We start from the raw sequence: 21,945 nt of genomic DNA, 5'->3' as shown, positions 1-21,945 counted from the left end.
GATTAACCGGCAATCACTTCCCACCCCTCAGCCCGGGCCATGGCGCGCAATCGTTGACCCGGCATAATCGCAATCGAGCGTCGGACATTGCGAAACAGGGCAGCGTCGTTTACTGAATCACCATAGGCAACGGCCTCGCTGAGAGGCAAACCAAACTGCTGCGCAATCTGTCTGGCAGCATCAACTTTCGTACGATTGAACGGGTGGCGAAGCGGGAGACCGCCAGCAAACTGGTCGCCACGCCGCGCGCAGAGCGCCCCCAACGCGAAATGGGCACCCAGATAGCGCGCCAGCGGGTCAGCAATAAATTGCGGGGTTCCCGTCAACAGTGCAACGCGATCACCCGCTTCGACGTGCTCGCGCAAGCGCTTAACGGTAGCGGAAATCAAGCATTGAGCCAGCGTGTCGGCGACAAACTGCTCAGCTTGTTCAGCCACAATCGAAACCGGTAATCCGCTGAGATAAGATTTGTTCTTGCGCAGGGTGTTACGGCCGTAGCGGGGAAACAGCAGTACGCTGTAGCACGCGGCAACCCCCAGCTGGCGCGGACCCAGTAACCCTGCCCGCAGCAAATGCTTGAAAAACCGCAATTCAGTACCCGGCTGAGTCACCAGCGTACCATCAACGTCAAACAGTACGAGTTTCACGGTCGCCACCCTGAGCCAATACGAACTCCACAATCACAGGCAGTCCCCGCGCCACACACAGCAACGCGGACAAGCCTATAAGCAGTGACGACACGGCCTGCACCAAGCCAGACCAATCGCCCCAAAAGCTCGGGTACAACACTGAAACCGGGTGCCATAGCAGCACCCAAGTGAAGGTCGTGGCTTTGAGCACCGCGTAGAAGCCTCGCATAAAGCGACCGCCAACCAGAAACTGCGCGAGCGGTGAGCGAAGCATATCGAAAGCGGCCGTACCCTGAGCGGCTCCATGGCTTCGAATCGCGTCAACCAGCTCACCACGTACGATGAACAATAGCGGCACCCAAACTGGTATCAATCCTTGATGGGCCAATGCTACCCACAATACGTTTTCCACAATACGGTCTGCCGCGATATCAAACGTGGCGCCAAATACGGATTCTTCACCGCGCTTTCGGGCCACGTAGCCGTCGAGACCATCAAGACTGATCATCAAAACAACCAGCGGAGCGTTCAATAGCTGCACCAATGGTGGCGCCTCGTAGGCAATCCAGACCACCAGCAAGAGCATCAGGCAGCGAGCGGACGTTATACAGTTTGCCATTGTCTCTCCTTGACCATCTGGGATGAGAAAACTCATTGCGTATTGATGGCGAGGATAGAGAGTGAAAACTGTTTTTTCACCTGCACAGACGGGTTCCCGTGAATACTACTCAGGAAGTTGCAGGGCTTTATGCAGAAGTGTGAAATGGTTGCCAGTTGGCGCGTGAAAATTACCGGGGAAAATAGGGAAAATTACAATCTAACGGAACTACTTTTCCGTGAGAGGCTGATCTTCAAACGCCACTCCCGCCCAACCGCTGCGCATAAAGTTTCGTATATTGGCATGATCATCACCATTGGGGTTTTCCAATACGTCGCGGGTATAGAAATCCCCAAAAGCATTGAGAGTGGCCTGCTCACCCAGCTGATGCAGTTTGGCGAAGGCAAATATCTTGCACGAGCCGTTATTTGTATTAGCCTCGTTGAACTGCTCACCATTACGAAAAGCCGTGGGTGTGAACACATAGCAGGAATCGATAACAGCCATCACATCGGCAAAAGCAACAGGGCCCTGCTGAAGCGCAGCGACAAGGGATTGGGGATTCATAATGAAAAAACCGTAGTAGTCAAATCAAGGCCAGGGGGTACGAAAAATACCCCGCGACGGCGGCTGTTTATTTCAGTAGGCTAAGATCTACCTGCTTGTCGGCATGATAGGACGAGCGAACCAACGGACCACTGGCAACACTTTTAAAGCCAAGCTCTTCAGCAATCCGGCCGAACTCGTCAAACTCTTCTGGCGTGACAAACCGATCCACCGGCAGGTGATCGCGACTGGGCTGCAGGTACTGGCCAAGCGTAATCATGTCGATATCATGCGCACGCATATCGCGCATTACCTGAATTAACTCTTCAGGGGTTTCACCAAGGCCCAACATCAAACCTGATTTGGTCAGCACCTCAGGGCGGCGCTCCTTGTAGCGCTTGAGCAGGTCCAGAGACCATTGATAGTCAGAACCGGGGCGGATTTTTTTGTACAGACTGGGTACGGACTCGAGGTTGTGATTAAACACATCCGGTGGTTCGGAAGCCAGAATATCCAGGGCAATATCCATTCGCCCGCGAAAATCCGGCACGAGTACCTCAATGCGGATACCAGGTGTTCGAGCACGGGTTTCGCGAATACACTGGGCAAAGTGATCAGCGCCACCATCCTTAAGGTCATCGCGATCGACTGAGGTGATCACCACATACTTAAGCTGCATCTCAGCGATGGCTGCCGCCAGCTCGCGTGGCTCGTTTTCGTCCAGCGCATTGGGGCGACCATGCGCCACATCACAGAAGGGACAGCGCCGCGTGCAAATTTCACCCATGATCATAAAGGTCGCTGTGCCGCCGCTAAAGCACTCACCCAGGTTCGGGCACTGCGCTTCTTCACACACTGAAGCCAACTTGTGACGGCGTAGAACGCTTTTGATACGTGAAATTTCCGGGCTTGCCGGAATCCGCACCCGCAGCCAGTCGGGTTTAACGGGGAGTTCAGTGGTTGGGATAACCTTGACCGGGATACGGGCAACTTTATCCGCACCACGCAATTTCTCGCCCTGAACCACCGGGCGCGGCGCTGGCCGACCCTTGGCGCGTTTGGCCGTCGGTGCGTTGTCGGTTTGTTCAGTCATTGTGTGCCTTTGAACCGCAGGGAAACCCAGCATTGTACACGTGATTGCTGTCGGAATAACCCAGAGCAGCCTGAAATATCTCAGCCAGACGCTGGGCTACGCCGTCCTGGTCAATTGGTTTGGCGAGGGTGTGTGCAAGATCAGTCACCGCCATGCCCACATGACCGCAGGGGTTGATCCGCTGAAAAACCGACAGATCCATATCGAGATTGAGACTCAGACCGTGGAAGGTACAACCACGCCGTACGCGCAGCCCCAGCTGGGCTATCTTGGCCCCCGATTCGAGGTAAACACCGGGCGCATCGGCTCTGGGCGCGGCTTTAACCCCGAACTCTGCCAACAGATCGACGATTGACTGCTCAATCGTGGTCACCAGCTGACGCACGCCAATTCCGAGCCGACGCAAATCAACCAGCACGTAGCCTACCAGCTGACCCGGCCCGTGGTAGGTCACCTGACCACCGCGGTCTACTTGTACCACCGGTATATTGCCGGGAGCCAGCACATGCTCGGCCTTGCCGGCCTGCCCCTGGGTAAATACAGGCGGGTGCTGCAATAACCACAGCTCATCGGCGCTGTCAGCGTTACGCTGATCGGTGTAGGCCTGCATGGCACGCCAGGTAGGTGTGTACTCACACTGCCCCAGCCAGCGCACGGTCAGCGCGGAAGGCGCGACACGGCTCACCACTACAAAACCATCTGCACGCGGCCAGTTGCCTTTAGCGCTTCGTGAATAGCCTGCAACTGGCGTTCACCAGTTGCCGTGATAGTGACACTCACGGAAGAAAATTTGCCGGTCCGGCTGGCGCGAACACTCACATCCTTGTCATCGATGGGGCCGCAGTACTCCACTAGAATGTCGAGCACCATGGCCCTGAAATCCGGCAGCGCGTCCCCCACCACTTTGATGGGGTATGCACAGGGAAACTCGATTTTAGGGGCTTCGGGCTCGCTCATTTCTGACCAATCAGGTTGAGTACAAACAACACAATGGCGTCCCACAAGCGCTTGACCAAACCACCCTGCTCAACATCTTGCAAGGCTATGAGTGGAGAACGCACCAGTTCCTTGCCGTCCAGCGAAACCACCAGCTCACCGTATTCCTGACCTTCGCGGATAGGTGCTGTCAGCACCTCGTCGACACTAAGCGTGGCGTCCAGCTGATCGTGCTGGCCGCGCGGAATGGTCAGGAAAACCTCCTCTTTCACCCCGAGAGACACCTCATCGGCAGCCCCTTTCCAGACCCGGGTTTTACTCAGTTCAGTTCCAGCCGTATAAAGGTGATGTGTTTCAAAAAAGCGGAAGCCGTAGGCCAGCAGGCGCTGGGTTTCACGCTCGCGGGCGGACTCACTCTTGGTGCCCATCACCACCGAAATCAGCTGCATACCCTCGCGCTCGGCAGAAGACACCAGACAATAGCCCGCGGCATCTGTATGGCCGGTTTTCAGACCGTCAACACTGGGATCACTCCACAACAGGCGATTGCGATTGGTCTGGCGAATGCCGTTGTAGGTGAACTCCTTCTCTTTGTAGAGATCGTATTCGGCGGGGTAGTCTAGAATGGCGCGAGACAGAATCGCCATATCCCGCGCCGACGAGTAGTGATCGTCATCCGGCAGGCCATGAGAGTTCACAAAGTGGCTGTTTTTCATGCCCAGGCGCACGGCATGCTGGTTCATTACCTGCGCAAACGACGCTTCACTGCCGGCGATGTATTCCGCCACCGCTACGCAGGCATCATTGCCAGACGAAACAACAATTCCGCGATGCAGCTCACCAATCGACACCTGCTTGCCCACCTCAATCCACATCAGCGAGGAGCCGTTAAAGATTGGGTTCTGAGCCCATGCATTCTTGCTGACGGTGACCATATCATCGTTGGACACCTGACCGTTTTCGAGCCAGTAAGATAATACATAGCTGGTCATCAGCTTGGTCAGGCTGGCCGGCGGCAGACGCTCATCGGCATTATGCTCTGTGATCACCTCGCCGCTGTTGGCATCCATCAGAATCCACGATTTCGCCGCCAGCTGGGGCGGCGCGGGAATGAGTGCCGGCTGTGCTGTCGCGGCGAGTGGCGTCAGCACGATTAAAAAGCTCAGAAGCAGTTTTATATAACGCATTTTCATCCAGTTTTATTCAAGGTTTACCGTCTTCGGTGACGATGGAAGCCAGTCCGTAGTTGTTACTGTGCAGCTCACGACGCACCCGTTCCGCTTCCAGGTAGTCGGTAAAAGGGCCAACCCGCACGCGATGGAAGGCCGGTTCACCCCGACTGGGGCTGACATGGACCGGCAAATTGTGGCGAGCGGCCAGCTCAGACTGCAGCTGCAGCGCCGTTCCCTTTACCTGGAAAGCGCCGACCTGCAGAAAATAACGCGGCGCAGCCTTGGGTTTGGCGCCAGTGCTCTTGCCCGCCGCAAGCCGGTTATTATCCAGATCAATGAGCCTGATTTCCACTGGCGCCGTGCCCTTGTCTGCAAAGCCCAGCTTGACGGCAGCCGCATAGGAGAGATCGATGACCCGGTCATCGTGGAACGGTCCGCGATCGTTTACCCGGACAATGGCTCGACGACCGTTGTTCAGGTTAGTCACTTCCACATACACCGGAATTGGCAGGGTTTTGTGGGCCGCTGTCATCTTGTAGAGGTCGTACACTTCCCCATTGGACGTCAGCCGGCCGTGAAACTTGGTGCCATACCAGGAGGCAATGCCCCGTTCTCGATAACCCTGGTAGTCGGTCATCAATTCGTAGCGGCGCCCGAACACCACATAGGGGCTGGTATTACCGCGCGCCGTGATTACCTCGGGACGCGGCACCGCATCGGCTATTTGATCCGGATCAAGCTGTTTTGTCGGCGCACCGTCCTGGGCCGGCCACTGTTTAGGGGCGCTTGCCGTCGACGAATCCGAGCCCAACCAGGAACAGGCTCCCAGCAAACTTGCCAGCAACAGGGCCAGCGCTGTACGAACTGCACTCATTGACCGTAACGCTGCTCAATCAGCTGGCTCAACTGGTACACAGCCATCGCGTACATTGAACTGTGGTTATAGCGGGTAATCACGTAAAAATTGTGCATCCCCAGCCAGTACTCCTCGCCAGAGTCGCCGATAAAGCGAATGGCGCTGGCTTTTGCCTTACCGTCCAGATCCGCATAGGCGCCCACACCCTTGCTTTTCAGTTCAGCAACCGTGTATTTCGGTTTAAGACCCTCGTCAAACACCTGTGCGTCGTGGTTTTTGGCCACAAAGGCACTCAGCGCGACCGGCGCGTTCGGGCGCCAGTCGTGCTTGGCGATGTAATTGGCAACACTGCCAATCGCATCCACCGGATTGTTCACAATATCGGCCACGCCATCGCCGTCAAAGTCGACTGCAAAGCTGCGATAGCTGCTGGGAATAAACTGCCCAAAGCCCATGGCACCGGCATAGGAGCCGGTCATCGCCAGCGGATCAAGCCCCTGCTCCCGAGTCATTAGCAGGAACTCTTCAAGCTGTTTGGAAAAGAATTTGCTGCGGCGCGGGTAGTCAAAGCCCAGGGTCGCCAGCGCATCTACCACCCGGTAGCTGCCCATATGGCGGCCGTAACGGGTTTCGACTCCAATAATGGCGGCGATCACCTGCGGCGGAACACCGTACTGCTGCTGCGCCCTTTTCAGGGTATCGCGGTGGGTATTCCAGAATTCGACACCCTGACTAATGCGCGACTCCTGGATAAAAATTTTGCGGTAATCCTTCCACTCCAGTGTGCGCTCAGCCGGGCGCGAGATGGCATCAAGAATGGATTGCTTGCGCTCTGCTTCAGCCAGCAGCTTTTCTATCTCAGCTCGCTCAAAACCGTGTGTTTTCACCATCCGGTCGGTAAATTCGCCCGCCAGCTCGTGATCCAGGTAACTCGCAACAGCCGCGAGCGGGCTCATCAATAGGGCCAGCACGAGGGTACAAAGGGGTTTTCGCATGTTACAACCTTAGTGTTATACGTTAAGCAAGACGGTTAATGATATTGCCGCGCATTTCTACAGTGCGCTACTGGTGAATAAAACGCTCATCAGCGCGAATGCTCATTAGAATGCCAAATCCGATCATCAGCGTCACTAGCGACGTACCGCCCTGACTCACCAGCGGCAAGGGTACACCAACCACCGGCAGCAATCCGGACACCATCCCCATATTCACAAACACATAGACAAAAAAAGTAAGCGTAATACTCCCCGCCAGCAGGCGTCCAAAGCTATGTTTGGCATTCATGGCAATCCAGGAGCCCCGTAAGATCAACAGAATGTAGAGCAGCAACAGGGCCAGCACCCCACGCAGGCCATACTCCTCGGCCAATACCGCCACAATGAAGTCGGTATGGCTCTCCGGCAGAAAATCCAGGTGCGACTGAGTACCCAGCATCCAGCCCTTGCCATTGACGCCGCCAGAACCAATGGCGGTTTGCGATTGAATGATATTCCAGCCGGCGCCCAGCTTGTCACGCTCCGGGTTCAACATGGTCAGTATCCGGCCGCGCTGGTAGTCGTGCAGCACGAATTCCCAAACCGGCCATGCCGCAGCCACCAACAACCCGAACCCACTGAATATGATGGGCCAGCCCAGCCCCGCCAGAAACAGTACAAAGACCCCGGAGGAGCCAATAATGATGGACGTTCCCAGATCGGGCTGCCGGGCAATGAGCAAGCAGGGCACCATCAGCAACAGCAGTCCGATTGCCACATATTTGAACCGGGGCGGCAATGGCCGCACCGCGTAATACCAGGCCAGCGTCATGGGTAAAACCAGCTTCATGATTTCCGATGGCTGAAAGCGGAAACCACCCAGATTCAGCCAACGCTGCGCCCCTTTGGCCCCGTCGCCCATAAACTCCACCGCCAGCAACAACAGTATTCCACCCGCATAGGCTGGCGGGGCATAGCGTTTGATATTCTCGATATGTACCTGCGCGACAGCAAACATGACGACGTAGCCGATCAGCAGGAAGCGCGCCTGGCGGGCTACGGTCGCACTACTGCCATCGCTGGCGCTGTAGAGAATCGCCAGCCCAAACCCCGTCACCACCAACAGTAACACCAACAGACTCAGATCGAGTCGCAGTCGTTGCAAAATACCGCGCTGCACCTGACGGGCGTGATGATCGCGCGGCAGCTGGCGGATAAAGTCCGAGTGGCTCACACCTCCTCCTTCGGCACCGCCGTCAGTTCACCACGCACTTTTACCGGCTCGATAGTCTTACCTTTAACCGTCTCCGGACGCAGGTAAGCGTCAAACACCTGCCGCGCTATAGGGGCCGCAACACGACCGCCAGCTTCGCCATTTTCCACAATCACTGCCAGCGCAATACGCGGGTTATCCGCCGGCGCGAACCCAACAAACAATGCGTGGTCACGTTTGCGCTTTTCAACCTGAGCCGGATCATAATGTTCATGGGACACAATACCCACCACCTGCGCGGTACCGGTCTTTCCGGCAATACGGTAATCCAGGCCCGGGGCAATATTTTTGGCCGTGCCTTTCACGCTGTGCACCACATCCTCCATAGACGCCAGCACATAATCCCAGTCACTTTCGTCGGCAACCTCCACCCGCGGCAACAATGGCGCCTGCACCGGGTGGTCATTGATGGCGCGCACAATACGCGGCACCTTGCGCTCACCTTTATTGGCCAGCACAGCCGTGGCGACCGCTAACTGCATGGGGGTGGTCAGCATGAACCCCTGGCCGATGCCAACGTTCAGAGTCTCACCGGGAAACCAGTGCGAACCTTTCACCGCGCGCTTCCAATCCCGCGAAGGCAGCAGACCTGAGCGCTCGTTATCGCTGTCGATGCCGGTCAGCTCACCCAAGCCGAAACGCTGCCCGAATTCGTGGATGCGGTCGATACCCATGTTGTAGGCAAGGTCGTAGAAATATACGTCGCAGGATTCAACGATCGCTTGGTGAAGCGCAATCCGATGGCCATGCCCCCCGGTTTTCCAGTCTCGGTAAAGCCGCTCTTCATTGGGCAGTTTGTACCAGCCCGGATCGTAAACCGCAGTGCGTCGGGTAACAGTGCCATAGTGCAGACCACCCAGACCGAACACCGGTTTGAGAGTGGATCCCGGCGGATACTGGCCCTGCAGCGTGCGGTTAAACAGAGGCAAATCGGGCGATTCCCTTAATACCTTGTAATCCTTGCTGCTAATGCCATTGACGAAAAGGTTGATGTCGTAGCTCGGCGTACTCACCATCGCCAGCACACCACCGTCCGCAGGGTCTATGGCAACGATCGCGCCACGTTCGCTGCCCAACACTTCGTGAGCTACGCGCTGCAGATCGATATCAATATTGAGTTTCAGATCAGCGCCGGGCAAAGGCGGGTGACGCTCGAGAATGCGTAACACACGGCCACGGGCATTGGTTTCCACATTCTGATAGCCCACGGTACCGTGCAGGGATTTTTCGTAAAAATGTTCAACGCCCAGCTTGCCTATATAGTTCGTGGCGCTGTAGTTGACCGTGTCGATTTCATCCAGTTCTCGCTCATTGATTCGCCCGACATAGCCCAATACATGTGCCAGTAGCGGCCCGTGCGGATAGTTGCGCACTAACTGTGCATCGATATCCACACCCGGCAGACGATAGCGGTTGGCCGCTAGGCGGGCGATGTCCATCTCATTGAGCTGCAGCTTGAGCGGCACGGCCTGATAGGGGCGACGGTGGCCAAGGCGTCGCTTGAACTTGCGAATATCATCTTCGTCGATGTCCACCAGCTGCGCCAGATCACGCAGCGTCTGCTCCAGATCCGGTACCCGCTCCTTGATGATCACCAGACTGTAGCTGGGGATATTCTCTGCCACCAGAACTCCGTTGCGGTCGTAGACAAGGCCGCGCTTGGGTGCGATGGGCTGTAGCTGAATGCGGTTTCTGTCGGACTGCACCTGATAGACGTCGTGCTTGATCACCTGCAGATAGAAGTAACGGCTGACGATGATCGACAACATGCCCACCATAAACGCCGCCATCACCAGATAGCGATGGCGGAATAACCTGCGCTCGGTATTGGGGTCTTTCAGTGGATCCGGATGCGCCATTAAATTTATTATCTGTCAGCGATGATAGGGATGGCCCTGAAGGATACTCCAGGCGCGATAAATCTGCTCGGCCAGCATTACCCGCACAAGAGGGTGAGGCAGCGTCATGGCCGACAGCGACCAGCGTTCGCGCGCCTGCTTCAGACACACATCGTCGAGGCCATCGGGGCCGCCAACCAACAGACTCAGATTGCGGCCATCCATATGCCACTCGTTAAGCGTTTTCGCCAGCATATCAGTACTGATCGCCCGGCCGGTCACATCGAGCGCCACCAGCACATCGTCTTTGGCCACCGCTTTAAGCAGGGCTTGAGCCTCCTGCGCTTTGGCGCGTTTGATATCGGGATTTTTGCCACGCTTGGCCAGAGCTATTTCCTGAATTTCCAGACTGAACTCTGCAGGCAGCCGTTTGCGATACTCGTTGACCCCCGCTTCCACCCAGTCAGGCATGCGGGTGCCCACGGCCAGCAATTTAATTCGCATTCCCGCTGTCACCGCCGGCGGGCACTGACCACAACCGCTCAATATCGTAAAAGGTTCGCGCCTCGGGCAGCATGACATGAACCACCACGTCGCCAAAGTCCACCAATACCCATTCAGACACCGTTTCGCCCTCCATACCCAGGGGCTGAACACCAGCCTGCTTCGCCTCAACGATCACGTTGTTGGCAAGTGACTTCACATGACGATTGGACGTGCCACTGGCCACCACCATATAGTCGGTCACACCGGTCATTGCGCGCACGTCGAGCGCCACAATGTCCCGTGCCTTGACGTCGTCCAGGGCCTCTTTGACCAGATTGACCAATTGCTCAGATTTCATGCTTTGTCTGCATTCTCCGGTTCACCAAAATAAAGTCGGTGTTGCTTGATATAGTCGGCGACGCCTGCGGGCAGCGAATCGCCGGGAATTACGCCACGCTGAAGGTACTCTCGAACCTGGGTGGCGGATTGAGGCCAAGGCGTCAGCGCGACGTGAGCCATCGCGCCATGAGAAATATCCTTCAACCGCTCCGGGTCTACCAGGCGCGTGGCCGCGTAGTCCCTCACTTCTGGAACAGGCGTTTCGCGAAAACCATCGCGATGCATCACCACCACATTGGCAAACTCAAACAGCGATTGCCAGCGACTCCAGGTGTGCAGATTGTTGTAGGCATCAGACCCCATGACAAAATTCACGCTGACGGCTGCGCCCTGTTCCGCCCGTATTTCAGCCAGTGTGTCGACCGTATAGGATGGGCCGCTGCGGCGCAATTCGCGATCATCGGCCGCCAGGCCGTCAATTCCCGCCACGGCCAACTCCACCATTTGCAGGCGATGGTCGGCGCTGGATTGCGGGGATTCACGATGGGGCGGCAAATGACAGGGTACCAGCAAACACTGATTCAGGCCGAGCCGATGGCACAGCTCCTGCGCGCTGCGCACATGTCCGATATGAACCGGGTCAAAGGTTCCACCCAGAATTGCGATCGCCGGTAAGTTCACGTGAGTGCAAACATGCTACTGGCGAATGTGACCGTCGCCAAACACGATGTACTTCTGCGACGTCAAACCTTCGAGGCCAACCGGGCCACGAGCGTGTATTTTGTCGGTGGAAATACCAATTTCAGCCCCCAGTCCGTACTCAAATCCATCGGCAAAACGGGTGGAAGCATTGATCATTACCGAGCTGGAATCCACCTCGCGCAGAAAACGCCGCGATTTGCTGTAGTTTTCCGTGACAATGGCATCGGTGTGCTGGGAGCTCCAGCGGTTGATGTGCTCGATAGCCTCATCCAGCCCATCTACCACACGTACGGCCAGAATTGGCGCCAGATATTCCGTCGCCCAGTCGCTCTCCTCCGCCGCAGCCATCGCCGGCACCAGCGCACAGGAGCGCTCGCAACCGCGCAATTCCACCCCTTTTTCTTGCATCTGCTGTGCGATCACCGGCAACAATGCCTGAGCACGACTCTGCGCAATCAGCAGGGTCTCCATCGTATTGCAGGTGCCGTAGCGGTGGGTTTTGGCGTTAACGGCTATAGCCAGCGCCTTGTCTGCATCGGCGTCGTCATCAATATAGACGTGACAGATACCATCGAGATGTTTAATCACGGTCACGGTGGCATCGCGGGAGATACGCTCGATCAAGCCCTTGCCGCCGCGCGGAACCACCACGTCCACAAACTCGGGCATGGTAATCAGGGCACCAACTGCTGCGCGATCTGTCGTGGCGACCACCTGCACTGCAGTTTCCGGCAGTCCCGCCTTGGCCAGCCCCGCGCGAAGACATTCGGCAATCGCCTGATTGGAGTGGATGGCTTCCGAACCTCCGCGCAGAATAGCCGCGTTGCCCGACTTCAGGCAAAGACTGGCCGCTTCTGCCGTCACATTAGGTCGAGATTCATAAATAATGCCGACAACACCCAGCGGCACGCGCATTTTGCCCACCTGAATGCCGCTTGGCCGATAGTTCAATTCACTGATTTCACCCACCGGATCAGGCAAGGCCGCGACCTGTTGCAGCCCCTCGATCATCCCGTCGATACGCGCCGGCGTGAGCTCCAGACGGTCCAGCAGCGCGTCGTCCAGACCGCTGTCCCGACCCGCAGCCAGATCTTTGGCGTTGGCCTCGGCAATTGCAGCGCGCGCAGCATCGACCGCCTCAGCTATCGCCAACAGAGCCGCGTTCTTCTCGGCAGTGCCCACAGCGGCCATGATCCGCGACGCTGCGCGCGCCTGCCGGCCCATGGCGATCATCGCATCCTGCACCGTGCCGCTCTTTATCTCGGAGTCCTGAATAGTCATGTGTTCCTGAAAGCGTGGAAAATCAAGCCGGGCATTATAGCGGGAACACGCCGACAACGTCATTACCATGCCCAGAAGGCCCGAGTTGCTACTCTTCGTACTTCAGCAGCAATTCGTGGATAGCATCGAGCCGGTCTATCGGGTCACGCAGGGTCAGCAGCGTGTAGCGGTCTGCCTCTGGCAAGGGCAAGAGTTGCGCCAGCTGGTTGCTCAGGCGGGTGGCATCGCGGGTTTCCACGTCAATGCCAAGTCGCTGCACGTGGGGGTGCTCCGCCAGACGCTGCAGCAACTCGGTCCACTCAGCGTGCTCTTCCGGGAGCGGCACATAGGGCTCTTCGTCCCAGAAGGTGGCGTCGGCCAGCCACAGGCCGTCGGCTTGTTGCCTCGCATTGCCGATACTGAAGCGGCGCTCCCCTTCAACCACGATACCCAGCAAGCCATTGGGCAGCGAATCCCAGTCCACAATTCGTGCGGTGACCGCTGTTGATTCAAAGCGCGTATTTACCCCAGGGCGATCCACTTCACGGCCCTGCGTAAGCAGTACAATGCCAAACTCCCGCTGACCTTTCATGGCATCTCGCACCAGAGCCAGATAGCGCTGCTCAAAAATCTGCAGCGACAGGCGCCCATCCGGCAGCAATACGGTTCCCAGTGGGAACAGCGCGAGTTCTGTATCAGCCATGCTCGCCCTTGCCCAGCGGTTTAAAGAAAATAATAAGGCGTGGCAATAGCAGCATCGAACCCATCAGGGCCGCCAACATGGCCGCACCGGTCAATAAACCGAAATAAATGCTCGGGGTGAAGTTGGACAACGCCAGAATGGAGAAGCCAAAAATGATGATCACCGAGGTGTAGTACATGGCCTTGCCGATACTGCCGTGGCAGCGGTACATGGTGGCCAGGTAATTGCGATCCTTGGGAAATTCGGTGCGAAAGCGATGCACATAATGGATGGCATGATCCACACCAATACCCACGGTGATAGCGGCAATGGTAATGGTCATCATATCCAGCGGAATGCCAAACAGTCCCATACCCCCCAGCACCAGCCCCGCCGCCAGCATATTGGGCGCCAGTGCAATCAGCGCCAGACTCAATGATCGGAACAGCACCAGAAACATCACCAGTATGGCGACGAATACCGCCGCCAAAGTCAAGATTTGGGATTTATAAAGGCTCTGCAACATATTGTTGTAAAGCACCAACATGCCAGTCAATTGCACCTGATCTTCCGCAAATCCCATGTCTTCAACAAGATGGTTGCGAACTTGCTCTAACAACTCAGCCCGCTTAAGGGTATGACTGGTTTCCATAACCCGCACGGAAATGCGCGCCTGGTCCGTTTCTTTCGCCAGATAGGGATCGACCACAATCTGCTTGATGTCCGCCGGCAGAGATTTTTCCACCAGCGCCAGCTGAAGGTCATCAATATCGTCGCCCATGATCATTTTCACCAGCTCATAGGGCGTGGCGAGCGACAAGACCTTGCCGGTTTCATCCAGGCTATCTACATAATCGTGAACGGACTTTATGCGCTCCAACCCGGCAATCGTAAACCAGTGAGAAGCAGGCGCCGCACTGCTGCCAAAATCATCGCCGAAGTCATCACCAAAGTCGTCGCTGAAATCGTCGGCAAAATCATCACTGAATTCGTCACTTTCCTGAGGCTCAATCTTAGGCGCGTTGATGATGATATCCAGCGGAATGGTACCCCCCAGTTTGGCATCAACAATTTCCATACCCTGGTATATTTCCGTGCTCTCATCGAAATAATCGATAAACCGGTTCTCCACCTCCAACCGACTGATGCCCCACAGGCTGGTCACCAGCAATACGCCCGCCACCAGTGCAATGGTTGCGGCGTGATGCTCGGCCACTGCCGCAAACCGCAGGGTAAAGCCTTTGCTGTTGTCCGCATCGCGGCTTCGCAGGGGCTGCTTCAGCAACAACAGCACACAGGGCAGCACGATAAAGGTCAGCACTAATGCCACCACCACACCGATGGTCATCATCCAGCCAAAATCGATAACCGGACGAATACCACTGACCACCAGCGACATAAACGCCACCAGCGTCGTCAATGCAGTGTAGAAACAGGGCTTGGCCATTTGACCCACCGTTTCTGCCACCAGCGTTCGCTGATCCCAGTCCAGATGATTCGCCGCCAGCTCCCGGTAACGGACAACCAGATGGATGGAAATCGACAACGTAATAATCAACAACAGGGCGACAAAATTGGATGAAATGACGGTCATCCGCCAATCAAGCATGGCCAGCAAGCCCAGCATAAACAGCGCCGACAGCACGCACGTTGCCAGCGGCAGCAGCGTCCAGATCACGCTGCGAAAAATGACCACCAGAAGAAAGACAATAAACAGAATAATTCCAGTGCCAAAAACCACCAGATCGCTCTGCACAAAGGCAATCATATCCGCGGCAATCATTGGCACCCCGCCGAGATACAGGGTGGCATCATCGCGATAACGGTCGAGAATCGACCGCACACTGGCCACCAGCTCCGTCATCGCCGCCTGAGCAGTGGGCAGGTAGTCCTGGAACGCCTGCTCGGCCACCTCCAGCTCACGCTCTTCCAGCGCTGTCAGGCCCTGCTCTGCACGTTTTTCCTTCAGGCTTTCGCGATTCTCCAGCAGACGCTGGTAGGTTTCATCGCGTTTTATATTGACCTGCAGGCCCGTGGTGGTGGCATCGGCACTGGTAAGCAGGGATTTATACAAGGGGCTGCTGGACAGTTCCTGCAGCGCCAGTTCGCGGTCGGTATCCTCGTGCTTGAGCATGGGAATCCGGCCACCCGCAACATCGGTGAGGCTCACCCGGGGACTATCCAGCAGGGGCACATCGAGGATGGATACAACCGACGATACCGCTGGCAAGGCTGCCAGCTCATCACGCAAACGGCCGATCTCTTGCAAAGAGTGATCAGACATCAGCTCCCCATCGGGCTGATATACCACCAGCAGAAAATCTTCGGTTGCGAAGCGCTTACTGATTTCCCGGTAAAACTTGAGCGACTTATCGCCCTCCAATACCAGAGAATCAGAAGAAGCATCGAGCTTGAGGTTCGGCAAAAAGCTCGCCAGGCCGCCAATGAGAACGGCTACGACCAGTAAAATCAATCCCGGTCGTCGCATCACAACCCGCTCATAGAAGCCCATAAATACACTGCTCATTCAAACTCCCCAACTATTATTGTGCGCCTGCAGTGCAGGCCTTGCGCTGTGCGTTATCGCAGGAGAATGCCCATCTGGCAATCCCCTTGTAGGCCATCCCCTACTTTGGCGGTGCCGCCTTACTCGCCCCATCGGGGAATCAGGGTTTGCGCCAGCCCAAGGTGATCCAGCACCCGGGCAACCATAAAGTCCACCATCTCGCCCACCGAAACCGGCTTGTGATAATACCCCGGGCTGGCCGGCATGATCGTTACCCCGGCCTGACTGAGCGTGAGCATATTTTGCAAATGAACACTCGATAGCGGCGACTCCCTGAGCACCAGGATAAGCTGCCGCCGCTCTTTGAGGGCTACGTCCGCCGCGCGTTCAATCAAGTTATTACTGGCGCCTGTGGCAATCGCCGACAGTGTGCCGGTACTGCAGGGGCAGATCACCATCGCTGACGGGGCGCCTGACCCAGAGGCAACGGGGGCGGTCCATTCTTCGCGACCGTAGACCCGCAGTTGCGACGCATCAACAGCAAACTGTTCACGCAATTTTTTAGCCAATGGTCCAGTTTTGTCAGGTAGCGCCAGCTCGGTTTCCATGGCTACCACCATCAGCGCCGCTTTCGATATCATAAAATGTACTTCAACACCCTGCGCCAGCAGACATTCGAGCAGGCGCAATCCGTAGGGCGCGCCAGAAGCGCCCGTCATGGCCAGTGTTACCCGTTTTACGTTTTCCACCATGCCTATTTAATCCGCCAACGTATCCAGAAGCTTCTGGTGTATACCGCCAAAACCGCCATTACTCATAATCACCACATGATCACCCGAGCACACGCGCTCACGCAAACGCGCCACAATCTCGTCGATATTGCCAAGCACAGCCGCCGGAACTGGCGATTGCGCGATCACATCATCGAGCGACCAATCCAGATCGGTCGGCGCAAACCAAAACACTTCATCCGCCATCGCAGTTGACGTTGCCAGCGCTGCACGATGCTGTCCCAAACGCATGGTGTTGGATCTAGGTTCGATCACGGCAAAAATGCGCGCGTCGCCCACCTTCTTACGCAAGCCATCCAAAGTAGATGAAATCGCTGTCGGGTGATGTGCAAAATCGTCGTACACCGCAACACCAGAGGGCGTACCGCGCAACTCCATGCGCCGCTTAACACCCGCAAATGACGCCAGCGACATTACCGCGTCCGCCAGTGTTACACCCACGTGGTGCGCTGCCGCAATCGCAGCCAGGGCGTTGTACATATTGTGTCGCCCCGTCAATGACCACTGCAGCTCGGCCTGCTGGCCCTTGTGGGTGACCCGAAAATGGGAGTGGTCGTCCGCCAGAGGTTCAGCCTGCCACTGTGCCTGCCCACCGGCGTCTCCCACCTGCACCTGCTCGCTCCAACACCCCTTCGCCAGCACCTCGGCCAACGCTGTGTCGCCCTCAGGCACGATAATCCGCCCGATACCGGGCACGGTGCGCACCAGATGATGAAACTGGCGCTGTATGGCCGCAAGATCGGGAAAAATGTCGGCGTGATCAAATTCCAGGTTATTCAGCACAGCCGTTTGCGGGCGGTAGTGAACAAATTTTGAGCGCTTATCAAAAAAAGCAGTATCGTATTCATCGGCCTCGATGACAAAAAACCGGCCACCGCCGCCGCGCGCAGACAAGCCAAAATTACCGGGTATTCCACCAATCAGAAAGCCTGGCTCATAGCCCAGATTTTCCAGAATCCAGGCGACCATACTACTGGTGGTGGTTTTACCGTGGGTGCCGGCGCAAGCAACCACCCAGCGCCCCTGAAGAAATTGCTCGCCCAGCCACTGCGGACCCGAGATATACGGAATAGCGCGATTTAACACGTGCTCAACGGCCGGGTTGCCCCGCGACAGCGCGTTACCCACGATAACCAAATCCGGTGTCGGCTCAAGGTGCGCCGGATCATAGCCTACCATTAGGGCAATGCCCTGTTCTTCTAACTGTGTGCTCATGGGAGGGTAGACGTTGGCATCAGAGCCGGTGACAGTATGGCCCAACTCCCGAGCCAGCAGCGCAACGCCGCCCATAAACGTGCCACAAATGCCTAGTATGTGTATGTGCATGGTTGTCCGGTTAGTCTGAGATCACGGCATGGTAGCACCAGACGTCAGGCAGCACTATTCCACATATCACTGCAAGCAACTCACATCGCTGCACTGATACGAAAAGCCAGAGCAAGCTACGGTGCCATACCATACAGGACAACCCCACCATGTCTCAGCCCGGCTTGCTTGCCAGCCGACACGCAAAAAAAAGCCCGCAATCGCGGGCCAACGTAGAGAACTCCCTTCCTCAGAAACTCAGACCAACCCAAACCCAAAGTTTCTTGGTATCCACAAACAAGTCGTCTGCACTGTAGTCGGCATATTTCACGCCGGCATTGTAGTTTTTACCAAACTTACGGGCGTAGGAGATATCAAGCTCCGAACCGTAGTTGTCGAGCGTGGGCGTATCTTCATCGGCGGTAAAATCGTGGTAGGTGACAGACCAGCCGCCGCCGAGCAGTTTTCCGCTAACGGAGACATAACTGTCCACCAAACCAGTTGCTGGTGTCCCCAGAAACATATCCGCCCAACCATTGAATTTATGCAGTGTTGCCAACTCGGTGGTAAAACCATAAAGGCCGTCATCAGAACCCAGCGTTTCCACCCCAACTTTACCCGTGATACCGGAAACGCTTACGCCACCTTCTATCAGGCTGTAATCCGCATCGCGATCTATTGCACCGGCCTCAAACTCCTGACTGGCCAATTCAACGGTATAGAGAAGCTTCGCCTTCCCAACATCCACGCCACCGCTGAGACTTGCCCCCACTGTATCGCGCGCGTTATCGGTTCCATTGTCAACCTCCAGCATATAGCTGTACACCACCAACTTACCGATAGGCGTATCGATAGCGGCATTGAGCAAGTGATCCTTGGAGTCGAAGTCAGCCGCTTCGGCGAAAATACGGTTGCGCTGATTCAGGTAGGCATAACTTAGACTCACACCTTCCATTGGCTTCAGGTCAAAACGTGCAGCGTCAAAAGTTTGTCGATCCTGGCGCCAACCAACATGCCCCACAAATCGATGACCATCGTATGTGATAACCTGACGACCAACCTTAGCTGTAAACATACCCTTTTTGTACTTCACAAAACCTTGGTCTAACTCAGTAACCTCAGGATCGGCCACTACGGAATGCTCGCCAACCTTAAAACCCGCAGGCCCAACTGTGTAGGAATCTTGCCCACCGACAATTCGCACATCTTCCATTTCGACCGTGGCTGAAAAACCTTCAAGTTCCGCCGTGGTGTATCCAAGGCGCGTACGCAACGTTAGAGCCGAGGCGTTTTTCAAGGTGTTGTCCTGGTCTACTTCCTCATAGCGCAAACGGAAGTCGCCCGACGTCTTACCGCCAGTAATTGCGTCAGTTAGACTATCCGCCATAGTCGGCATTGGCGCGGCCAGACTAGCGAGCACCAGCGATGTGTACATCGATCTCTTCATCGGTTTTCCCCTATCAAGAAGCTATTTCAAAAATTCGCAGTTCCAAACAACATATTTCAGGCGTTAGGTGTGCACTACATAGCTATGAGCAACTAGTGTGCCAAGTACCGAAAACTGTCAAATAACGTGGAAAAACGGTTAAAAACGAGGGTTACGCGCTATCGGTGACTTCCCTAGCCACCTCGCGCCCCGAAATGAGGCAATATCCAAAAATGACGCGCTTACTTTTTGGTGCGTACCGCGCACTAAACGGATGCTGTTGCTCTAGAAGCTCAGGCGCCAAGTGAGGGAAAACTACAGAAATACGGCGAGCGTCAGCAGTTGCGTGATAAAAAGCAACGCAGCCACAGCCTGCCAAAACCTCAGGGGGTTTCGCTGCGCCAGCGGACGGCTGACCTGCTGCATAAACTCACTGTTGGGGTTTTGCAGATCGTGTAGAAACTCGGAAATATCCTGATAGCGCAGCTCGGGTGTAATACTCAAGGCCTTGCGAATACTGGCGTCCATCCATACTGGCACCAGCGGGTTGTAATGGTATGCGGGAATATAGTTCAGTCGGGCATAGGCGCTAACACTGTTACAACGTTCAAGCTGACCTTCGAAAGGCATTTGCCCGGTAAGCATTTCATAAAGCACAACGGCCAGCGAGAACTGGTCCGCCGCCGCAGTAACCTGGCGTCGGAGAATCTGTTCGGGGGCGGAGTACTGCGCGGTACCGAGAATGTCATCGCGCTCGAAAGCGGTGGAAATCTCGGCAATGCCACCCACAAAGCAGGATCCGAAATCCACCAACGTCACACGTTGCTCGTCGTCGACAATGATGTTAGCGGGCTTGATATCCTGGTGCAGAGTATCGCGCCGGTGAAAAGCACGAAGGCCGCGCACTAGCTGCTCTGCTATATCGATGACGCTGTGGATATTAGGTTTTGGATGACGCTTCATCCAATGATCAAGCGTCTCCCCCGTGACATATTCCGCCACATAATAGAGACAACTCTTTTCCCTATCATCTTCAAGCACCCGAACCACATTCGGAGAATCGATGCGCCTGCCAATCCAGCTCTCCATGATAAAGCGTTCAATATAGGCCGGGTCATCCAGGAAATTAACCGAGGGCGTTTTCATTACATAACGCGCGCCTTCGCGACTGCGCGTATCAACCACTTCGTAAAGCTGACTGCGGGAACTGGCATGCAATTCGCGCACAATCTGAAAGCCATCAACAATAGCGCCCTCATTTAACGGCGGCGGAAACGGCAAATCTGTCAGCCTGAGAAAAGCATCATCCGCCTCACCCGCAGGCAGAGCATCCACCCGGATGATCTGTGCGCTCAGGTTATCGTGACTGCTATGCTCCAACGCGCTGGTAATCATCGCGTTACAGTCTTCCTCGGGGTTATCAGTGAGATGCCCGAGCCGATCTTTAATCTCAGCCCTGCTGATAAAATCATGAACACCGTCCGAGGTCAGCAGGAAGATGTCACCGGCTTCCATATCGACACTGCGATAGTCCACGTCGAGCCACATATCCAGGCCCATCGCACGGGTCAGGTAGGATTGTTCCTTATTAATGCGTGTCGCGTGATCCCGGGTAAGCTGCTCCAGCTCTCCATGGCGATAGCGATACACGCGAGTATCGCCCACATGAAAAATATGTGCGGTCCGACTTTTGAAAATTACCAGGCTAAGCGTACATACATAGCCCTTTTCCGCCTGAAGAAAGCGCTGTCCCTGTCCATAGAGCCATCGGTTCAGAGCATTAAGGACCTGCTGTGTGGACTTTTTAACTGTCCACGATTCTGGCGTGGAAAAATAGTCTGACAAGAATGAGGTAACACACGTATCGCTGGCTTCCTTGCCCGCCTCAGCCGCCGACACACCATCGGCAATAATTGCCACTGCACCCTTTGTGGTTAGCAAATGTCCCTCTGGAATACGAATACCAATACTGTCTTCATTCTCGCTTTTAATACCGGCATAGGTTGCCTGGCCCAGCGTGAATTTCAACGTACCGTCTAGATGCATGATGTATTCCCGTCTATGAACGCGAAAGCCGGCGATCCTCTCAGGACCACCGGCGCGCTGAATAAAATAGCGCTAAGGGTAATCAGGTAACTTCAATTAGTTCCACCGAACCGTCGTCGTTGATTTCTGCCATATGGCCCTGCGGCTCTTCGAGGAATTGCACCGCAATAAACACCAAGGCCGCCGATGCCGCAATCAACATGAAGAATGACGAGGAATCCACAAACGAAAGCGCTGTAAGGTAGATTACCGCACCCACGTTACCGTAGGCACCTGTCATACCCGCAATTTGCCCAGTCATGCTCCGTTTGACCAGGGGCACAATCGCAAACACGGCGCCTTCACCGGCTTGCACGAAGAAGGAACACATCATGGTTGCCAATACCGCCAGCACAATCGGCCAGCCAGAGGTTATCTGACTCAACAGCATATAACCCACTGCCAGCCCCGCAACCAGAATAGACAGGGATTTACGACGCCCAAACTT

At 55.8% G+C, this 21,945-nt stretch carries 21 protein-coding genes and 1 pseudogene; all 22 read right to left on the bottom strand.

What is annotated here, in order from left to right; all coding sequences use genetic code 11:
• Positions 1 to 2: 2 nt before the first annotated feature.
• Complete coding sequence (locus tag ABYP39_RS04630) at positions 3 to 647, bottom strand: HAD family hydrolase (RefSeq protein ID WP_372781341.1); 645 nt, start codon at positions 645 to 647, stop codon at positions 3 to 5.
• On the bottom strand, positions 628 to 1,248 hold the full coding sequence (locus ABYP39_RS04625; RefSeq protein WP_372748434.1) for a CDP-alcohol phosphatidyltransferase family protein: 621 nt from the start codon (positions 1,246 to 1,248) through the stop codon (positions 628 to 630). Before ABYP39_RS04625 ends, ABYP39_RS04630 begins: the two co-directional genes overlap by 20 nt.
• Positions 1,249 to 1,455: 207 nt before the next feature.
• Positions 1,456 to 1,794, bottom strand: a complete 339-nt coding sequence (locus tag ABYP39_RS04620) for a HopJ type III effector protein (RefSeq protein ID WP_372748435.1) — start codon at positions 1,792 to 1,794, stop codon at positions 1,456 to 1,458.
• A 67-nt stretch (positions 1,795 to 1,861) separates the two neighbouring features.
• Positions 1,862 to 2,866, bottom strand: a complete 1,005-nt coding sequence (gene lipA / locus ABYP39_RS04615) for a lipoyl synthase (protein WP_372748436.1) — start codon at positions 2,864 to 2,866, stop codon at positions 1,862 to 1,864.
• On the bottom strand, positions 2,859 to 3,554 hold the full coding sequence (gene lipB, locus ABYP39_RS04610) for a lipoyl(octanoyl) transferase LipB (RefSeq protein WP_372748437.1): 696 nt from the start codon (positions 3,552 to 3,554) through the stop codon (positions 2,859 to 2,861). Before lipB ends, lipA begins: the two co-directional genes overlap by 8 nt.
• A complete protein-coding gene (locus tag ABYP39_RS04605) occupies positions 3,554 to 3,823 on the bottom strand; it encodes a YbeD family protein (protein ID WP_372748438.1) in 270 nt (89 codons plus the stop codon). The genes lipB and ABYP39_RS04605 overlap by 1 nt, the downstream gene beginning before the upstream one ends.
• Positions 3,820 to 4,995 (bottom strand): D-alanyl-D-alanine carboxypeptidase family protein, encoded by a 1,176-nt coding sequence (locus tag ABYP39_RS04600; RefSeq protein ID WP_372781339.1) that lies wholly within the window; start codon positions 4,993 to 4,995, stop codon positions 3,820 to 3,822. Before ABYP39_RS04600 ends, ABYP39_RS04605 begins: the two co-directional genes overlap by 4 nt.
• 10 nt (positions 4,996 to 5,005) lie before the next feature.
• Positions 5,006 to 5,848, bottom strand: coding sequence for a septal ring lytic transglycosylase RlpA family protein (locus ABYP39_RS04595; RefSeq protein ID WP_372758219.1), 843 nt, complete (start codon positions 5,846 to 5,848; stop codon positions 5,006 to 5,008).
• Positions 5,845 to 6,825, bottom strand: coding sequence for a lytic murein transglycosylase B (mltB, locus tag ABYP39_RS04590; protein ID WP_372763580.1), 981 nt, complete (start codon positions 6,823 to 6,825; stop codon positions 5,845 to 5,847). The genes ABYP39_RS04595 and mltB overlap by 4 nt, the downstream gene beginning before the upstream one ends.
• A 67-nt stretch (positions 6,826 to 6,892) precedes the next feature.
• Positions 6,893 to 8,038 (bottom strand): rod shape-determining protein RodA, encoded by a 1,146-nt coding sequence (gene rodA / locus ABYP39_RS04585; RefSeq protein WP_372747903.1) that lies wholly within the window; start codon positions 8,036 to 8,038, stop codon positions 6,893 to 6,895.
• Entirely contained in the window at positions 8,035 to 9,936 is a 1,902-nt protein-coding gene (mrdA, locus tag ABYP39_RS04580; RefSeq protein ID WP_372747904.1) for a penicillin-binding protein 2, read from the bottom strand. The genes rodA and mrdA overlap by 4 nt, the downstream gene beginning before the upstream one ends.
• 15 nt (positions 9,937 to 9,951) lie before the next feature.
• On the bottom strand, positions 9,952 to 10,419 hold the full coding sequence (gene rlmH, locus ABYP39_RS04575; RefSeq protein WP_372747905.1) for a 23S rRNA (pseudouridine(1915)-N(3))-methyltransferase RlmH: 468 nt from the start codon (positions 10,417 to 10,419) through the stop codon (positions 9,952 to 9,954).
• Entirely contained in the window at positions 10,409 to 10,759 is a 351-nt protein-coding gene (gene rsfS, locus ABYP39_RS04570; protein ID WP_372747906.1) for a ribosome silencing factor, read from the bottom strand. The genes rlmH and rsfS overlap by 11 nt, the downstream gene beginning before the upstream one ends.
• A complete protein-coding gene (nadD, locus tag ABYP39_RS04565) occupies positions 10,756 to 11,421 on the bottom strand; it encodes a nicotinate-nucleotide adenylyltransferase (RefSeq protein ID WP_372781337.1) in 666 nt (221 codons plus the stop codon). Before nadD ends, rsfS begins: the two co-directional genes overlap by 4 nt.
• Before the next feature lie 15 nt (positions 11,422 to 11,436).
• The gene (locus ABYP39_RS04560) at positions 11,437 to 12,723 is read right to left on the bottom strand and encodes a glutamate-5-semialdehyde dehydrogenase (protein ID WP_372747908.1); all 1,287 of its coding nucleotides are present in this window, start codon (positions 12,721 to 12,723) and stop codon (positions 11,437 to 11,439) included.
• Positions 12,724 to 12,811: 88 nt separating this feature from the next.
• Positions 12,812 to 13,405 (bottom strand): LON peptidase substrate-binding domain-containing protein, encoded by a 594-nt coding sequence (locus tag ABYP39_RS04555; protein WP_372747909.1) that lies wholly within the window; start codon positions 13,403 to 13,405, stop codon positions 12,812 to 12,814.
• Positions 13,398 to 15,911 (bottom strand): RND family transporter, encoded by a 2,514-nt coding sequence (locus ABYP39_RS04550; RefSeq protein WP_372747910.1) that lies wholly within the window; start codon positions 15,909 to 15,911, stop codon positions 13,398 to 13,400. Before ABYP39_RS04550 ends, ABYP39_RS04555 begins: the two co-directional genes overlap by 8 nt.
• 119 nt (positions 15,912 to 16,030) lie before the next feature.
• Positions 16,031 to 16,639 (bottom strand): flavin prenyltransferase UbiX, encoded by a 609-nt coding sequence (locus tag ABYP39_RS04545; protein WP_372758222.1) that lies wholly within the window; start codon positions 16,637 to 16,639, stop codon positions 16,031 to 16,033.
• 9 nt (positions 16,640 to 16,648) lie between these two features.
• Complete coding sequence (gene mpl / locus ABYP39_RS04540) at positions 16,649 to 18,007, bottom strand: UDP-N-acetylmuramate:L-alanyl-gamma-D-glutamyl-meso-diaminopimelate ligase (protein WP_372781335.1); 1,359 nt, start codon at positions 18,005 to 18,007, stop codon at positions 16,649 to 16,651.
• Between the two features lie 229 nt (positions 18,008 to 18,236).
• Entirely contained in the window at positions 18,237 to 19,433 is a 1,197-nt protein-coding gene (locus ABYP39_RS04535) for an alginate export family protein (protein WP_372781333.1), read from the bottom strand.
• A gap of 294 nt (positions 19,434 to 19,727) precedes the next feature.
• On the bottom strand, positions 19,728 to 21,458 hold the full coding sequence (locus ABYP39_RS04530) for a protein kinase (RefSeq protein ID WP_372781331.1): 1,731 nt from the start codon (positions 21,456 to 21,458) through the stop codon (positions 19,728 to 19,730).
• Between the two features lie 82 nt (positions 21,459 to 21,540).
• Positions 21,541 to 21,945: pseudogene (locus tag ABYP39_RS04525) on the bottom strand (MFS transporter); the annotation flags it as partial.

The sequence above is a fragment of the Litorivivens sp. genome, assembly GCF_041625495.1.
GTDB lineage: Bacteria > Pseudomonadota > Gammaproteobacteria > Pseudomonadales > Spongiibacteraceae > Litorivivens.
The sequence above is the reverse complement of the archived record's forward strand: the minus strand, read 5'-3'. Positions and strand labels throughout refer to the sequence as shown.

Coding starts and splice junctions, on each gene's coding strand:
- mrdA (WP_372747904.1), bottom strand. CDS start 9,936: ATGGCGCATCCGGATCCACTGAAAGACCCCAATACCGAGCGCAGGTTA.
- ABYP39_RS04605 (WP_372748438.1), bottom strand. CDS start 3,823: ATGAGCGAGCCCGAAGCCCCTAAAATCGAGTTTCCCTGTGCATACCCC.
- ABYP39_RS04595 (WP_372758219.1), bottom strand. CDS start 5,848: ATGAGTGCAGTTCGTACAGCGCTGGCCCTGTTGCTGGCAAGTTTGCTG.
- rlmH (WP_372747905.1), bottom strand. CDS start 10,419: ATGCGAATTAAATTGCTGGCCGTGGGCACCCGCATGCCTGACTGGGTG.
- ABYP39_RS04555 (WP_372747909.1), bottom strand. CDS start 13,405: ATGGCTGATACAGAACTCGCGCTGTTCCCACTGGGAACCGTATTGCTG.
- ABYP39_RS04535 (WP_372781333.1), bottom strand. CDS start 19,433: ATGAAGAGATCGATGTACACATCGCTGGTGCTCGCTAGTCTGGCCGCG.
- mltB (WP_372763580.1), bottom strand. CDS start 6,825: ATGCGAAAACCCCTTTGTACCCTCGTGCTGGCCCTATTGATGAGCCCG.
- ABYP39_RS04625 (WP_372748434.1), bottom strand. CDS start 1,248: ATGGCAAACTGTATAACGTCCGCTCGCTGCCTGATGCTCTTGCTGGTG.
- ABYP39_RS04560 (WP_372747908.1), bottom strand. CDS start 12,723: ATGACTATTCAGGACTCCGAGATAAAGAGCGGCACGGTGCAGGATGCG.
- ABYP39_RS04550 (WP_372747910.1), bottom strand. CDS start 15,911: ATGAGCAGTGTATTTATGGGCTTCTATGAGCGGGTTGTGATGCGACGA.
- mpl (WP_372781335.1), bottom strand. CDS start 18,007: ATGCACATACACATACTAGGCATTTGTGGCACGTTTATGGGCGGCGTT.
- ABYP39_RS04600 (WP_372781339.1), bottom strand. CDS start 4,995: ATGAAAATGCGTTATATAAAACTGCTTCTGAGCTTTTTAATCGTGCTG.
- rsfS (WP_372747906.1), bottom strand. CDS start 10,759: ATGAAATCTGAGCAATTGGTCAATCTGGTCAAAGAGGCCCTGGACGAC.
- ABYP39_RS04620 (WP_372748435.1), bottom strand. CDS start 1,794: ATGAATCCCCAATCCCTTGTCGCTGCGCTTCAGCAGGGCCCTGTTGCT.
- lipA (WP_372748436.1), bottom strand. CDS start 2,866: ATGACTGAACAAACCGACAACGCACCGACGGCCAAACGCGCCAAGGGT.
- ABYP39_RS04530 (WP_372781331.1), bottom strand. CDS start 21,458: ATGCATCTAGACGGTACGTTGAAATTCACGCTGGGCCAGGCAACCTAT.